This is a genomic window from Lactiplantibacillus nangangensis (assembly GCF_005405065.1).
Lineage (GTDB): Bacteria > Bacillota > Bacilli > Lactobacillales > Lactobacillaceae > Lactiplantibacillus > Lactiplantibacillus nangangensis.
Genome location: NZ_BJDI01000007.1, coordinates 105811 through 119598 on the forward strand (window position 1 = coordinate 105811; position 13788 = coordinate 119598).

Annotated in this window: 16 protein-coding genes; 4 read left to right on the plus strand and 12 right to left on the minus strand. The window is 43.0% G+C overall.

Annotated elements, in window-relative coordinates; genetic code table 11:
- Window positions 1-141 precede the first annotated feature (141 nt).
- The 6 genes from FFM70_RS07245 to FFM70_RS07270 all read right to left on the minus strand — a co-directional run bounded on the left by FFM70_RS07245 (window position 142) and on the right by FFM70_RS07270 (window position 5393).
- Complete coding sequence (locus FFM70_RS07245) at window positions 142-387, minus strand: hypothetical protein (protein WP_137607663.1); 246 nt, start codon at window positions 385-387, stop codon at window positions 142-144.
- A gap of 127 nt (window positions 388-514) precedes the next feature.
- Entirely contained in the window at window positions 515-727 is a 213-nt protein-coding gene (locus FFM70_RS07250) for a hypothetical protein (RefSeq protein WP_137616184.1), read from the minus strand.
- A gap of 201 nt (window positions 728-928) precedes the next feature.
- Window positions 929-1621 carry a 2,3-diphosphoglycerate-dependent phosphoglycerate mutase gene (locus FFM70_RS07255; protein WP_137616185.1) on the minus strand — a complete coding sequence of 231 codons (693 nt, stop codon included), beginning with the start codon at window positions 1619-1621 and terminating at the stop codon, window positions 929-931.
- Window positions 1622-1693: 72 nt separating this feature from the next.
- Complete coding sequence (locus FFM70_RS07260; protein WP_137616186.1) at window positions 1694-2770, minus strand: AI-2E family transporter; 1077 nt, start codon at window positions 2768-2770, stop codon at window positions 1694-1696.
- A gap of 141 nt (window positions 2771-2911) precedes the next feature.
- Window positions 2912-4066: an ROK family protein gene (locus tag FFM70_RS07265; RefSeq protein WP_137616187.1), complete on the minus strand. Its 1155-nt coding sequence runs from the start codon at window positions 4064-4066 to the stop codon at window positions 2912-2914.
- Between the two features lie 403 nt (window positions 4067-4469).
- Window positions 4470-5393: a cell surface protein gene (locus FFM70_RS07270; protein WP_137616188.1), complete on the minus strand. Its 924-nt coding sequence runs from the start codon at window positions 5391-5393 to the stop codon at window positions 4470-4472.
- A 138-nt stretch (window positions 5394-5531) separates the two neighbouring features.
- Between FFM70_RS07270 and FFM70_RS07275 the strand changes: the two genes are divergently transcribed.
- Window positions 5532-6722: an SAM-dependent methyltransferase gene (locus FFM70_RS07275; RefSeq protein WP_137616189.1), complete on the plus strand. Its 1191-nt coding sequence runs from the start codon at window positions 5532-5534 to the stop codon at window positions 6720-6722.
- Window positions 6723-6860: 138 nt separating this feature from the next.
- Here the strand turns inward: FFM70_RS07275 and FFM70_RS07280 are convergent, their stop codons facing one another.
- On the minus strand, window positions 6861-7919 hold the full coding sequence (locus FFM70_RS07280) for a serine/threonine-protein kinase (protein ID WP_137616190.1): 1059 nt from the start codon (window positions 7917-7919) through the stop codon (window positions 6861-6863).
- Between the two features lie 65 nt (window positions 7920-7984).
- On the opposite strand from FFM70_RS07280, the gene FFM70_RS07285 reads away from it, so the two are divergent.
- From FFM70_RS07285 to FFM70_RS07295, 3 genes are read left to right on the plus strand one after another with little or no spacing between them, the layout of a single operon-like run.
- Entirely contained in the window at window positions 7985-8374 is a 390-nt protein-coding gene (locus FFM70_RS07285; RefSeq protein WP_137616191.1) for a DUF4064 domain-containing protein, read from the plus strand.
- A gap of 8 nt (window positions 8375-8382) precedes the next feature.
- Window positions 8383-8955 carry a DUF4352 domain-containing protein gene (locus FFM70_RS07290; RefSeq protein WP_137616192.1) on the plus strand — a complete coding sequence of 191 codons (573 nt, stop codon included), beginning with the start codon at window positions 8383-8385 and terminating at the stop codon, window positions 8953-8955.
- A 45-nt stretch (window positions 8956-9000) separates the two neighbouring features.
- Window positions 9001-9432, plus strand: a complete 432-nt coding sequence (locus tag FFM70_RS07295) for a hypothetical protein (RefSeq protein ID WP_137616193.1) — start codon at window positions 9001-9003, stop codon at window positions 9430-9432.
- A 42-nt stretch (window positions 9433-9474) separates the two neighbouring features.
- On the opposite strand, the gene FFM70_RS07300 is transcribed toward FFM70_RS07295, so the two are convergent.
- The 5 genes from FFM70_RS07300 to FFM70_RS07320 form a co-directional block, all read right to left on the minus strand.
- Window positions 9475-10191, minus strand: coding sequence for a sulfite exporter TauE/SafE family protein (locus FFM70_RS07300; protein ID WP_137616194.1), 717 nt, complete (start codon window positions 10189-10191; stop codon window positions 9475-9477).
- Window positions 10192-10489: 298 nt separating this feature from the next.
- Window positions 10490-10840: an AzlD domain-containing protein gene (locus tag FFM70_RS07305; RefSeq protein WP_137616195.1), complete on the minus strand. Its 351-nt coding sequence runs from the start codon at window positions 10838-10840 to the stop codon at window positions 10490-10492.
- A 20-nt stretch (window positions 10841-10860) separates the two neighbouring features.
- Window positions 10861-11673, minus strand: a complete 813-nt coding sequence (locus FFM70_RS07310) for an AzlC family ABC transporter permease (protein ID WP_137616196.1) — start codon at window positions 11671-11673, stop codon at window positions 10861-10863.
- A 122-nt stretch (window positions 11674-11795) separates the two neighbouring features.
- Window positions 11796-12293: a GNAT family N-acetyltransferase gene (locus FFM70_RS07315; RefSeq protein WP_137616197.1), complete on the minus strand. Its 498-nt coding sequence runs from the start codon at window positions 12291-12293 to the stop codon at window positions 11796-11798.
- A 159-nt stretch (window positions 12294-12452) separates the two neighbouring features.
- Window positions 12453-13787 carry a D-alanyl-D-alanine carboxypeptidase family protein gene (locus tag FFM70_RS07320; RefSeq protein ID WP_137616198.1) on the minus strand — a complete coding sequence of 445 codons (1335 nt, stop codon included), beginning with the start codon at window positions 13785-13787 and terminating at the stop codon, window positions 12453-12455.
- Window position 13788: the final 1 nt, after the last annotated feature.

Below are 13788 nucleotides of genomic sequence, written 5' to 3' on the forward strand. Positions count from 1 at the left end.
TACATCAAATATATCAAATTTTAAAAAAGCATCTATTTGTCTCAGGTCAGTCACCCGTCTTGTCCTCTAGACTATACTACGTTCCCTTTCTGCATATCAAAAAAGAGATGGCATTGCCCATCCCTTCCAAATCAATTCTATTTACTTAGCCACTGCATGATTTTCATCAAGCATATACTGAAATTCAATCGTCCCAGCTAACAAGTCGGCTTTAAACAAGCCCTGCGTCCCGTTGTTTTCATCTGACATCACGACGAAATAACTAGCTCCTTCGTCAACGACGTGTTGGAAACTGACGTATTCGCCCTTAAAACCATTCTTACGGAACAATCCAATAATTCGGATCATTTCGCGTTGTGTGACTTCGTTTGCTGCTGTTTCACTCATTTATTCAAATACCCCTTATCAATTCTTGTCTTCTTAATCAATCTCTTATGCGTCGCACTCCCGCGGGGGCTACGGGGCTCACGGGCACCTATTTCAGTCAGCTCCGTGCGTCCCTGAATCTTAATTACTAGTGACTGCCTGACTTCAGCTCCGCTAACTTGTCCTCAATCAACTGGTTAGCGATGCCAAATGCTTTCAAGCGTCGTTTAGCCAAAGTCAGCTGTGACTTATACCGTGATGGATCTTCCTTAGCTTCAAAGGTCTTCACAACTTCATGAATCTTATGCAAAGTCGAATCAATTTGCCGTTTGGCTTCTAATAATTCTGCTTCATCATACATGTAAAACCCTCCTCAGCTTTCAGAAAATAGCTCACCTAACTTGAAAGTGGCAGTGTCCATTTAGCGTCCACTAGCGTCCGTTTGTTGTCATAAATTGCCAAATTCATCTTAAGTTATCTCAACTTAGCTGAATTTAAAGCCATAAAAAAGCGCCCCCCACTAAGCGGGCGCTTCTTGAAAATCTAGTAAATAACCGGCCGATTATTTGCCTAACTTTTCCTTGCCTAAGACATTTAATTTTTCATCAAAGTCATAAACAACTGGTTCACCAGTAGCCATTTCCAAGTTCATGATATCATCATCAGAGATGTTTTCGATGTACTTGCTTAAGGCACGTAATGAGTTACCATGGGCTGCGATGATGACGTTCTTGCCATCAAGCAACTTTGGAGCAATCTGGTCTTCCCAGAAAGGCATAACCCGTTCCAAAGTAACCTTCAAGTTTTCGCCACCAGGGACGATGTTAGGGTCTAAGTCAGCATAACGACGATCGTTAACAGCTGAACCTTCATCATCAGCACTCAATAATGGAGGTAAAACGTCATATGAACGACGCCAGATATGAACTTGGTCGTCACCGTATTTTTCAGCGGTTTCCTTCTTGTTCAAACCTTGTAATGCGCCATAATGACGTTCGTTTAAGCGCCAAGTCTTGGTTTCAGGAATCCAAAGTTGATCAGATTCTTCCAAAACGTAGTGCAATGTCTTGATGGCACGAGTCAAAACTGAAGTAAAGGCATAATCAAACTTCAAGCCAGCTTCGGCAACTTTCTTACCAGCAGCTTTAGCTTCTTCAACACCCTTTTCACTTAAATCAACGTCAACCCAACCCGTAAATTGGTTTGACAGGTTCCATTCACTTTGACCGTGACGAATCAATACTAATTTTGCCATAGCAGTTAATGACCTCTTTCATTTATTATTTACTTCACTTATTTTACACTGAAACGCCGAAAAATCAAAATATTATCCGGGGTTATTTTCCGAATCATGGTCAGAATTTAAACTTTTTTTCAAATGAATTTTCGGTTTCAGCCCGTGAACCGGTTTCACGCCGATGATATCCAAAATAAAGTTAAAAATCGGGACCCCGACGATCAATCCCCAGACTCCAAATAGTCGTTCACTCACAAGTAAGACGACAAAAGTGTAAAAAACGGGCAGTTCGGTCCGACTCGCCATAAACTTTGGATTTAACACGTACGCTTCCAACGTATGCACGACCGCAATCATAATAACCATATAAATCACATAACGGAACCCGCCGACTGAATACGCAATCAAACTCAGCGGGACCAATGAAATAATGACCCCGGCGACTGGAATCAAGCTCAGTAAGAAAATCATCAGGCCGAGACTGATCAGTTGTGGCATATTTAAAATGGCCATGAAAATCACGGTGATGACCGTATTCACGATGGCAATCAAGAATTGGGCTTCTAACACGACCCCAAAGCTATTCACGAACTTCTTCGCAAAGTAGTACACATCTTGGAAGAACCAGCCGAAGGTACTTGTCAAAAAGCGTTTTGAAAAACGTTTCATCTGGCGCTCTTCCACGGTGAAGAAGAAACTGAGGATGAACGACAAGAAGAACGTCAGGCCCATGTTTCCAATATTCGTAATATACTTAAAGACGACCGAAATTCCTGTTTTAACTTGTTTTAAAATCTCAGATTCCTGAAAATAGTTCGTGACCCACGACAAAAATTCGTTCGTGTCGTGCGACGGATCTTGATAGAATCGGTAAACCGATTCAAACGTTAAAAAGGTTTGTTTGATCAATTGGGGTAAATAAGTCGTCACCGCAAAGTACAACCCCAGCACCACTAACGCATAGACCGTGATCACAATGACCGCACTCGGAATTTTCAGCCAGCGTTGGGCGAAACGAACCAACCGCGTCACCAAAAACGTGAAAATAAACGTTAGCAAAATAATACTCAGCATGCTGGACGCCAAATATAATCCGAGACAAATCAAGACTAATACGCCAGTTCGCCGTAACCGTACGTTGTGGACAAACCGTGACCAAAATTCCAAGTAACATCCACTCCCTCTACTATCCTTACTTCCATTCTAACTGAAAACGATCGCAATAAACATGAAAAGTCCGTCATGATTACGCAAAAAACGTGTAAAGCCAAATTCCGCTTTACACGTTTAGTTACAATTGATTAACTTTTAGGAGAAATGCATCTTAAGACTTTCGAGTCCTAAAGCTTGGTGAATGATCTCGGAAGCCCCACCAAGTAAGGCGGCCGATTGAACATTCTTAGTCGCAATAATTGGCACCTGGCGCGTTGGTGAAGACATCTTCGCCGTTGTGTTCCGGAGATCCGTTAATAATTGTGGCAAGATTTCCAAAACGCTGGTGTTCAAGACAACGACATCTGGTGCAAAGGCCGTTGAAACATTAGAAACGACCTTTGACAAGTAGTAAACAAAATCATCAAAGACTTTGGTCACTTCTGGATCATGGTTAATATAATCATGCTTAACCGCGGTCAAATCCAATCGGTCGACATGTTTAATCGCTTTCAATTTTGCCCACAAGGCCTTTTCGGACGCATAATCATTGGCTGATTCCATATGATTTTCAGCAGTCCGATCTTCAAGTAACGCTGTCCCAACTTCGCCAGCTTCACCTTCATGACCTGAGTACAAGCGGGAATCCGCAACGATTCCGGCATGAATCTCATCACGAACAACAATTGAAACCACGTTGTCAAAGATTTCATTATTGTGGAAATCGCGTTCGAATACGGCCGTTAAGTTAGCTTTCTTTTCCAGCATTACTGGGATTCTGAGCTTATCACGCAAGTACTTTGCTAAATCAAAGTGCGCTAAACATTTAATTGGTGTCTTCAAAATCTTGTTTTCGTAGATAATACCGTCTAAAGCAATTGCGACCCCCATCAAGCCATGGACAGTACCATAATCGTCAACATTCCGTAACTGGTCTTCAATCAGATCGATGACATCCGTTAACGTCATATCGGTCGTCTTGAAGCTTTGGAAATGTAAAATTTTACCATTAAGCCGTGAATACATGAGCTTCACAGCCGTTTCGGAAAGATCGATGCTAGCAACAAACCCATAGTTCACGTTGAGTTCCGCCATCACTGGCTTCCGACCACCATTTTTGGTGCTGACACCACAACCAATCTCCTTGATAAACTGCGCCCGGAGCAATTGATTGTAAATATCAGAAACGGTAACTTTATTCAGACTTAAGTTACGGGAAATTTGACTACGACTAATGGGACCTTCGTTAATAACTTGTTGAAGGACTTGCTTTTCGTTCGTACTACGCATGACATGTTTATTAATAATCATACTAAATTTCGGTGTTCAAGCGACCTGATTGGATAACCTTTAATGACCAAACTTGACATTTACTTAAAACAAGTTGGCGCTGCCATGCATCCAACCACTCTGCTGACACCTTAACCCCCTAATCTTGTTAATATTCTAAAGCATCAAACTGAAATAGTACACAAAATAGTCATTTTTATACCCATTTTGACATTAAAGTTGTAAAAAAATGCCCCAAAGTGATATAAATCTGACCGCCCCCATGGTTCAAATACCAAGTAAGTCCAGAAACCAATCTGTTCTTACACCTTTATTTATAACAGTTTTTATAAAAAAATCACCGATTCACACTTAATTTCAAGCGTTTTCTCGGTGATTGTAAAGTATGCTTCCATACCGATATTAAATTCTTAATAAATTAGGGTCATTGTTGCGAGTGTAATGCTGCTTGAACTGGTGAAGTGTGTTCAGCGGCTGCTTTTTGCATAATCGCTTGAATCTGCGCATCCGTGTAATTGGCGGCATTTAAACCTGCTTCATTTAATTCTTCTCGCGTCGCTTGAATCCCAGCTGCATCCACAGTCCCACTCGTCGCGCTAGCGTGATCACTCGTACTTGAGCTGGCGGCTGTTGTCCCAGTCGTCGTTGACTGACTGTTAGATGCCGACTGACTGGCTTGTTGGCTAGACGTCGAAGCATCACTGCTACTGCTCTCACTAGTGCTAGTAGCGCCTGTCGTAGCACTTTCAGTCGCATCATCGGTAATTGGTGTCGAACCCGTTAAAGACTTGAGTGCGGCATTGTTTTCCTTTTGTAACCCCTTGGCCTTACGATAAATATCCTTGTAATAGCTTTGACTAAAGGTCTTACTCTGGAACATAACGGTTAAGACGCCATTTGAATCCGTAAATTCATTTGCTTGATTCAGTTCTAATGCTTTTTGATAATTCTTATTATCAGTCTTCCGATTAGCCACGATGGTCTTAACAAGACTCAGTGACGTTTTCGCACGCGTAACCAGCACATCCGACCCCTTTTTCACCGAAATCACCGTATTGAAATCATCACTCGCCGCGGTAAATTGCCGCGATGAGATCGCCTTAGTCCCAGCCACATAAGTCTGCGTTTGCGATAAGTAACGTTGTGCAACGGTATCGCTGGCTTTCGTCCGCGTGGCGCGGGTAAAGGCATTTTCAGCTTGCGTATACTTTTTAGCCTTAATTGCTTGTCGACCGGTTTGCATATCTGCAGCATAGGAGCGCTCTTGTATCTGATGACGTGAGTACGAATAACCGCCGACTCCTAGGGCCACTACGGAAACGACTAACACCCATAACCATTTTTTCATAAATGACGCCCCCCATTCATTGATTGCTCTATTATACCATTTTTGCTAGAATTGCCGTGATGCATTGTGCTTACAAAACAGTTTTCATAGGCGTATAATGATGAATGTATTTTTTATGGAGAAAGGATCCTTATTCTAATGCTAGAAAAGACTTTTTATCACACCTTTTTAAGCCGCTCATTCAATATCCCAGTTAAAGTAAATTACTGGGATGGTAGCAGCGAAACTTATGGTGAAGGCACCCCTGAAGTAACTGTGACTTTTAAAAAGGCGATTCCAGTTCGCGAAATCACTAAAAATGCTTCAATTGCACTAGGTGAAGCTTACATGGACGGTATCATTGAAATTGATGGTAGTATCCAAAAGTTAATTGAATCAGCTTACGAATCCGCTGAAAGTTTCTTCAATGACTCTAAGCTCAAGAAATTCATGCCGAAGCAATCTCATTCTGAAAAGAAGAGTCAAGAAGACATTCAAAGTCACTATGACGTTGGTAATGATTTTTACCAAATGTGGCTTGATCCAACTTTGACGTACTCTTGTGCTTATTTTCAAAATGAAGATGACAGCTTGGAAACTGCTCAAGTTAACAAAGTTCATCACATCATTCAAAAACTCAATCCACAACCTGGCAAAACTTTGCTCGATATCGGTTGTGGTTGGGGCACCTTGATGTTGACCGCCGCTAAAGAGTATGATTTAAAGGTTGTCGGCATTACGTTGTCTCAAGAACAATACAACCTCGTTGCAAAACGCATCCAAGACGAAGGTTTGAGTGACGTTGCTGAAGTCCGGTTGGAAGATTACCGTGAACTTGGCGACGAACAATACGACTACATCACCAGTGTTGGGATGTTCGAACACGTCGGTAAAGATAACTTGGCAATGTATTTCCAAGACGTTAAAAAGTATCTTAAAGACGATGGGGTTGCTTTGTTACACGGAATCACCCGGCAACAAGGTGGCGCAACTAACGGCTGGTTAGATAAATACATCTTCCCAGGTGGTTATGTGCCCGGTATGACTGAAAACTTACAACACATCGTTGATTGTGGGTTACAAGTCGATGACGTTGAAACGTTACGTCGTCATTACCAACGGACCACTGAATTGTGGGACGAAAACTTCAATGCTAAACGGACTGAAATCGAAGCCAAAATGGGGACCCGCTTTACGCGGATGTGGGATCTTTATCTCCAAGCCTGTGCCGCTTCCTTCCAATCAGGGAACATTGACGTCATGCAATATCTCGTTTCAAAAGGCGCTTCTTCACGGAATCTCCCAATGACACGCGAATACATGTACGAAGATAATACCGTTAAAGCTTAACTCACATTTAAAACAGCGCTGAAATCAGGATTGACCCTGATTTCAGCGCTGTTTTTGTATTTTCAGCTAAATTATGCACACAGCATAAGCCTTTTCCAATCAAACAAACTATGCTAGATATTGTTCTCAGGTGAGGAATCACATGAACTGGCCGATATAACTAATCAGTAACAAAATTATCACGGTTTCGGCGGCGCGCAGCCAACCGCGATATTTAGCCCAACTGATTGCGGTAAATCGGTGATACAGCCAGCGATTAAAGAAATGCATTAAAACTGGCAGACCCGCAAAAATGAAAATTGCGCTTAAAAAGATCAGTCGATTAACCCAATTAGACTCGGTCAGACTGGCTAACAATAGCATCACCCAGCCACCGGCATACAACCACCAGAGACCCTTTTGAAACTTGGGCCAATAACGTTGAAACCCGCGCCGAACTAAATGCGGCTGAGTTGCTGGTTGAGTAACCGGAAAAATTGCTGCCAACAAGGCCGTCGTGTCTTGGTACCGTTGCTGGGGATCCAACGCGGTCATCTTCTCTATGATCGGTTGCCAAAATTTAATTGTCGTTAATTGGCGCTGTGAAGCTTGTCGACTGGTCGGAACCTGACCAGTTAACAAACAATTAAGCACAATTCCTAGCGAATAGATATCACTCCGGACATCAGTTTGTGCAAAGCCATAATTTTCTGGTGCCGCAAATCCGCTTGTCCCGAGCAAACGTGTATCACTACTCTGATTGCGCTGATGCTGCCGTGCCGCACTGACATCAATTAAGTAATAATGTTTTTCAAATACCATAATATTGCTTAACTTGATATCACGATGGACGATACCTAACTTTTCTAAATGCTGCATGCTTTTAATGAGGTCGCTGGCAACTTGTTTAACGACTTCGGAACTAAATGGCCCTTGCACGGTTAACTCTGAAGCGAGTGAGGGTCCATTGACTAACGTTTCAATACTGACAAAACAATCATCCTGCTGCAAGATTCGAAAAATTACGGGCATTAGTGGCGTCGGCTGCTCTGCTAGTTGCCTGATAACCTTAACTTCAGTGGGAGCAACAATTTTGGCCACATAAACGACCTGCTGATGCTGGACCAATAATGGAAACTCACGACCAGTTACTAATGGCCCCAATAGGATGTAATGATGCGTCGTTAGCAACTGCATCGCTTGGACAATTGGGTGCATATTGTAACGCCCTTTCTAATCAGATTTCAATTCTTACTTATCACTAAAACTTTGGAGGAACTATAATGTCAAAACAAACAATTACCGATGAAAATGGTCAAAAGTACGTGCAACAAACCGAAAGTAACCCTGCCCGATCGCGGACAGCTGAGCTCGTCTTAGGAATTATTGGCGGAATCTTTGGGATGCTGGCTGGAATCATCGCTATGGGAATCGGGGGCATTGGCGGTGCTTTAGGCGCCAGTGGCAGTAGTAGCATTGGCGGCCTAGGTGGCGCATGTATCGCCGTTTCAGCACTCTCGATTGTCTTCGCCGCACTCATTAATAAGAACCACAAACTCATGGGCTGGCTGATTATTGCCTGTGGAATTTTAAACTTTGTCTTTGTCAGTTACTTTGGTATTTTAAGCGGCTTGTTAATTATGATTTCTGGCGGCTTAGCCCTCAGAAAGTAGGCCCAACTATGGCAAAGAAAACCATCACGGCCAACGGCAAAACTTTTGTCGCTGTGAAACCCTGGTACCAGAAGTGGTGGCTCTGGGTCTTGATTGTCCTTGGAATCTTCTTAGTCGCAGGCCTCTTTTCACCCACGACTAAACCAACGAAGAAAACGACCCAGACTGCTGCCAAACCGGCGCGAACCACAACCCAAGTTTTTAAAGTCGGTGAAACGGCAAAGTTCGATCATCTTAACTTAACCGTTAACAGTGTTAAGACCGCAACTAACTTCGATGATGGTCTCAGTAAGCCAAAAACTGGTAATCAATATTATACAATTAATATCACGCTTCAGAATACCGGTAAATCAAAGCAAGATTACAATCAGTATGATTTCAAAATCAAATCAGCCGGTAATCGAACCGATTTAGATGAAATCAACACGGATGACCGCAATACTTTAGATAATGGCGAATTATCCGCCAATGGTAAAGTTACGGGTGACTTAATCGGGCAAGCCAAACAAAATGGGTCGGTTGAGCTAATCTACACACCTAATGCACTTTCTAATCGACATTTAACCGTCAAGTTGCAATGATTTCTGATACACTTAAATCATTAAAAAGCTTGCGAGGTGCTCACCGTGGAACAGAAGACCGAAGAACTGCTTAATGAAATCACCCATGCTAAGGGGGCAGATCAGTTCATGACTAATATTGAAGCCAATTTTGTCCATTTTGAGCCTGCCGAATATTTGGTTGAATTATTGCACATCAAAGCACAAACTAAAAGTTCCGTGATCCGACAAGCTAATCTAACGCCGACCACGGGCTACCAATACTTTGATGGCAAGCGGCGTCCGAGCAGGTCAAGAATGATTGCCTTAGGTTGGGGCTTTCAACTAACATTGCCAGAGATGAACACCATGCTAAAACGCACTGGCTATGCGCCCCTATATGCTAAAGACGAATGGGACGCCTTAGTTATCTTTGCCTTAGTGCAGCGTTTCGATTTAAATAAAACCGACGAATTACTCTATCAATATGGCTTAGGGACAATTACCGCAGCCAACTAAAAGCATCTACCACCATTCATTGGTCGTGGATGCTTTTTTTCGTTAAAAAAATAAGTAATAAATGCCACTCAGCCCAATAAAGGCATAGATACATCGCCGCACCATCAACATATTCATATGTGGCAAAATCCGTCCAGCCAAAGCGGTCCCAAGGATTGCCCCCACCATCCCAACTAAAACGATTGGAATATCAGCTGAAGTCAAAATACCATTTGCGACTCGTATGGTCGTGATATAAATCACATCGATTAGGAAAAAGGCCTGTAAATTTGCAATATAGTCTTCAGTTTCTTTGGACAGTGATAAGAAATATAGTGCCATCAGCGGGCCACCAATTCCGAACAGGCCGTTAAAGAAGCCGGAAATAATCATGAACGCGCCAGCAATATAAAATGGGTAGCGTTGCGTCCCCGCTTGTTTAGAAACGGTGAAATAGATTGCCAAGCCAATCAATAGCCCACCGAGTAACATTCTGAGCAACTGTACATCCAATACCTTACCCAGATGAACTGACCAAGCCGCCACACTGGCATAAATGATAAATGGCATAATAATCCGTTTTAACTGAATATGTCGCCGATAACGAATGACCATCGTTAGCACACTAGCCGCCATAATCATGCCAGCCACACCAGCACTTTGCGCAATCGGTAGTAATTGCGGCAGAAAAATCATCATGATAATGGCTGCGCCAAAGCCAGTTAAGCCTTGAACTAAGCCAGCTAGGAAGCCGGGTAAAATTACGAGTAACCACGTCAATTTTAAAACTCCTTTGAAATCAGGTTGATGGGACTGATGCTACCTTGATTGCTGAAACGTGCTCGATGGCACTGCGGGCTCCGCTTATCCCGGCTAGACAACAACTCGGAAAAACACCTGCTACCTTGATTGCTGAAACGTGCTCAGACCAACTGCCACTTCCGCTTGCTACGCTAAAGCCAGAATGCCAAAACCGCATTATGGCTTTAGCTAGGCAATGCTCAGTGGCAACCCGTTGGCCTGACCACTCTACAAAAAAAGAACCAGCATCCGCTAGTTCCATCGTTAACTTCAATTTTCAAATATGCAGCACTAACACAAATATCATGACCGACACTAACCCAATGACCACGGATAACGTCATTGAACGGGTTCGAAAGGCAATTACCCCAACAATGATTGCTGAAATAATCATCCCTAAATTTCCTGAGGTCATAATTTGATATTTGCTATCAATAAAAACGCTCTTAACGACTAGCGCCGTGAATAACGATACCGGCACAAATCGCATCCATTCGTTGAACCATTCTGGAATTTTGCGCTTCGTAAAGAATAATAGTGGAAAAAAACGTGGAATAAACGCCACGATGGCACAAAAGATGACCAACCAAAAGTGGTCCAAACTACTCATTGAACTGACTGATTGCATAATTAAAACCTCTCTGTGCCCTACTTGTCGGTATCCTCTTCCATAGCCGTTTGACCGGTTGGATCATGGACTTTATACAGTAAATGACTTTCTGGCTTGTGTGCTAATAAATGGCGTTCGATAAAGTAGCCAGTCAACGATGCTAACAACGTTGCCACAACTAACCCTAACGTACTCTTCATCAATACCAAGAAGAAGATTGTTAAAACCCCAGATAAAGCACAGACTAAAATGGTTAAACGACTCTTCGTTTGCATAATTGCCATATAAATAAACAGAGCAGTTAACGCAAAATCGACGACGCTTAAATTAATGGTCAACGCGCTCCCAATTAGACTACCAATAATGTTGCTGACAGTCCAAAATAGTAACGAATAGTGTTCAACTAACATTGCCTGACTCGGTTTCCAGTGCTTGTCCGTCGCAAACTTCAAATAGTTCACGGCATAATTTTCGTCGTTCATTGAGAACGCGAAAAATAAGATAAATGGCAACCGCTGTCCCTTTAAATAACGAGACAAACTAGATCCAAGTAATGCATAGCGTAGTTCCAAGAAAAACATCATCAAAATAATTGTTGTCATTGGTGCATTGATAGTCAACATCGATGCAATCAAAAATTGGGCGCCACCGGAAAAGACCATCACTGAAATTAACGCCGTCAGTAAATGGTTGAACCCGGCCGCATGCAATAAAACCCCACAAGCAAGACCAATGGGAATATAGCTAAGCCCAAGTGGCATCACAGTCCGTAATACCACTAACCAATTTGGCTCGTTCTTTTTCACCAAGAATGCCTCCAGTACCTTACCAGTAAAGAATTCTAGCAACATTGTCTGATGTCTATTTGTTTAGACATTCGGGTTTAATTTTAACATGTTTCACCTGTCAATCCTACCTCTAACGTTAGATTGTTCGCTTATTCACCACTTGATATCGCTTACATCAACGCATTTTAGTCGAAATGCTTGCCGAGAATCACCAAATCATTCGGTCGTTGATCCAATTCAGCGACAGCTGGCAAAAAACCCCACTGGTCATAACCAAATTTCTTAAATAATTTAATACTTGGGAGATTGCTCGAAAAGACATACGCTAGTAACACTTTTAACCCTGCTAAAGTCACTTTCGTTGGCACCATTTCTAAAACTTGGCTCCCAATGCCCTGCCCCTGAACGCTCCGATCTAAATAGATCGAAATTTCAGCCGTTTTCGCATACGCGGCCCGACCGTAAAAGGCTGAAAAGCTTAACCAGCCAACAATCAAATCGCCGTTAACGATGACCCATAATGGATAATGATCCGCTGAATGGGCTAAAAACCAATCCCGCCGCTGATCAACAGTTACTGGCTTCAAATCCGCCGTCACTTGATGGCCGGGAATGACTTGGTTATAAATATCTACAATAATTGGTAAATCTGACATGGTCGCTGTCCGTAATGTTATCCCCATGACTATGACGCCTCCATTTTTATATAAAAGCCCTTTCTTATTATACAATTAATTGCCCAAACCGATATTTCTTTTTGATGTCACTTTTTCTGACAAACTACTAATTGCGCAAAAAAAGCACCCAAGACCGTAGTCTCAGATGCTTCAAAATTTAACGATTTAATTGAACCAGCTCTTAATTCCACGCCACATCCGGACGAAGATATTTGCCTTTTCAATTGACTTCTTAGGCGTGACATTAACCGTCATTTGCTTGCTCTTAGTCCCATCAACGACGCTAACCGCAGTCTTATTGAGCTTCAAGCTAGCCGTCCCAACGGTTTTACCATGCTTAACTGGTGCTTGCAACTTACCGGCAGTCATCGCTGCTTTATTCAAGCTGACCGTCCCTTTGAGTTGTGACGCATCCGTGCCAGTTGGCAAGTAAACTTTCGTTGTCGCAGTATTTGAAACTAAACCAGACGTCAAAACTTTCCCATCTTGCACATTGACCGTTTTGACACCATTAACGGCGTTGTTCTTAGTCACATTGGTCGTCGTGAAGTTATGGTAGACGTACGACATGATCTGGGCCGTTTGCGTGAAACGCTCCGTTCCATTGTCGTTCGCGGAACCGGCATGCATAACAACCGTGATAATCCGATTACCATTGCTAAACTTAACCGTCCCAGTGAAGGCATTCCCAGCCTTAGTTGAGGTCCCAGTCTTCAGCCCATCAACAGGTAAAGCTGAATAATGCTTGACTAAGCCTTTCAACATGTAGTTCCGGTTATCCATCTTAGTCGCAGAACTCGTGCCCTTTTCAAACCAGGCATGCGCGATGCTGGAAGTCTCCAATACTTCTGGATATTTGGCTAATAATTTTTGAGCAACGGTGGCAACGTCTTGCGCTGACATTTCGTTTTCGGCAGAAGCAGCTTCATCGCTGTAGCCAATTTCGCTCCCAACTTCTTTGTTCGTCAGCCCAGAAGCATTGATGATCGTCGCATCGGTAATGCCAAACGACTTGGCCGTCGCACGCATCTTTTCTACGAATTTATGTGGCGTGCCGGCAACCGCATCTCCCAACGCGGTAATGGCCGCATTCGCTGAATAAATTTCAGTAGCGTTGTACAATTCCTTCACAGAATAAGTCTTCGTTGATAGTAATGGCACATTGGCGTAATCCCGATTTTGACTCATCTTGGCAACAGCCTTGCTGACGCTGATCTTTTGGTCCCAAGACAATTTACCTTGATGAATTGCCTGCAGCACTAAATAGGTACTCAGCATCTTGGTCATTGACGCAATCGCCATTGGCTTGGTACTATTTTTGTCATATAAAATCTGACCAGTTCCCGCATCGACCGCAATCGCAGCCTTCGCCGAAATTGATGGCGCAGACGCGGCTTGCGCCGTAATACCGGCCCCCGCAATGCCTAAACCAGCTGTCGTAAACGTCACTGCTGCGACCAGACTGATCATAACTTTCTTTAACTTTCCCGCAACTCTCATT

Bases quoted from the DNA above. Each gene is read 5' to 3' on its own strand.
- FFM70_RS07245 (WP_137607663.1), bottom strand. From the start codon at position 387: ATGAGTGAAACAGCAGCAAACGAAGTCACACAACGCGAAATGATCCGA.
- FFM70_RS07305 (WP_137616195.1), bottom strand. From the start codon at position 10,840: ATGCAATCAGTCAGTTCAATGAGTAGTTTGGACCACTTTTGGTTGGTC.
- FFM70_RS07310 (WP_137616196.1), bottom strand. From the start codon at position 11,673: ATGTTGCTAGAATTCTTTACTGGTAAGGTACTGGAGGCATTCTTGGTG.
- FFM70_RS07255 (WP_137616185.1), bottom strand. From the start codon at position 1,621: ATGGCAAAATTAGTATTGATTCGTCACGGTCAAAGTGAATGGAACCTG.
- FFM70_RS07285 (WP_137616191.1), top strand. From the start codon at position 7,985: ATGTCAAAACAAACAATTACCGATGAAAATGGTCAAAAGTACGTGCAA.
- FFM70_RS07315 (WP_137616197.1), bottom strand. From the start codon at position 12,293: ATGGGGATAACATTACGGACAGCGACCATGTCAGATTTACCAATTATT.
- FFM70_RS07265 (WP_137616187.1), bottom strand. From the start codon at position 4,066: ATGATTATTAATAAACATGTCATGCGTAGTACGAACGAAAAGCAAGTC.
- FFM70_RS07320 (WP_137616198.1), bottom strand. From the start codon at position 13,787: ATGAGAGTTGCGGGAAAGTTAAAGAAAGTTATGATCAGTCTGGTCGCA.
- FFM70_RS07280 (WP_137616190.1), bottom strand. From the start codon at position 7,919: ATGCACCCAATTGTCCAAGCGATGCAGTTGCTAACGACGCATCATTAC.
- FFM70_RS07270 (WP_137616188.1), bottom strand. From the start codon at position 5,393: ATGAAAAAATGGTTATGGGTGTTAGTCGTTTCCGTAGTGGCCCTAGGA.
- FFM70_RS07275 (WP_137616189.1), top strand. From the start codon at position 5,532: ATGCTAGAAAAGACTTTTTATCACACCTTTTTAAGCCGCTCATTCAAT.
- FFM70_RS07290 (WP_137616192.1), top strand. From the start codon at position 8,383: ATGGCAAAGAAAACCATCACGGCCAACGGCAAAACTTTTGTCGCTGTG.
- FFM70_RS07250 (WP_137616184.1), bottom strand. From the start codon at position 727: ATGTATGATGAAGCAGAATTATTAGAAGCCAAACGGCAAATTGATTCG.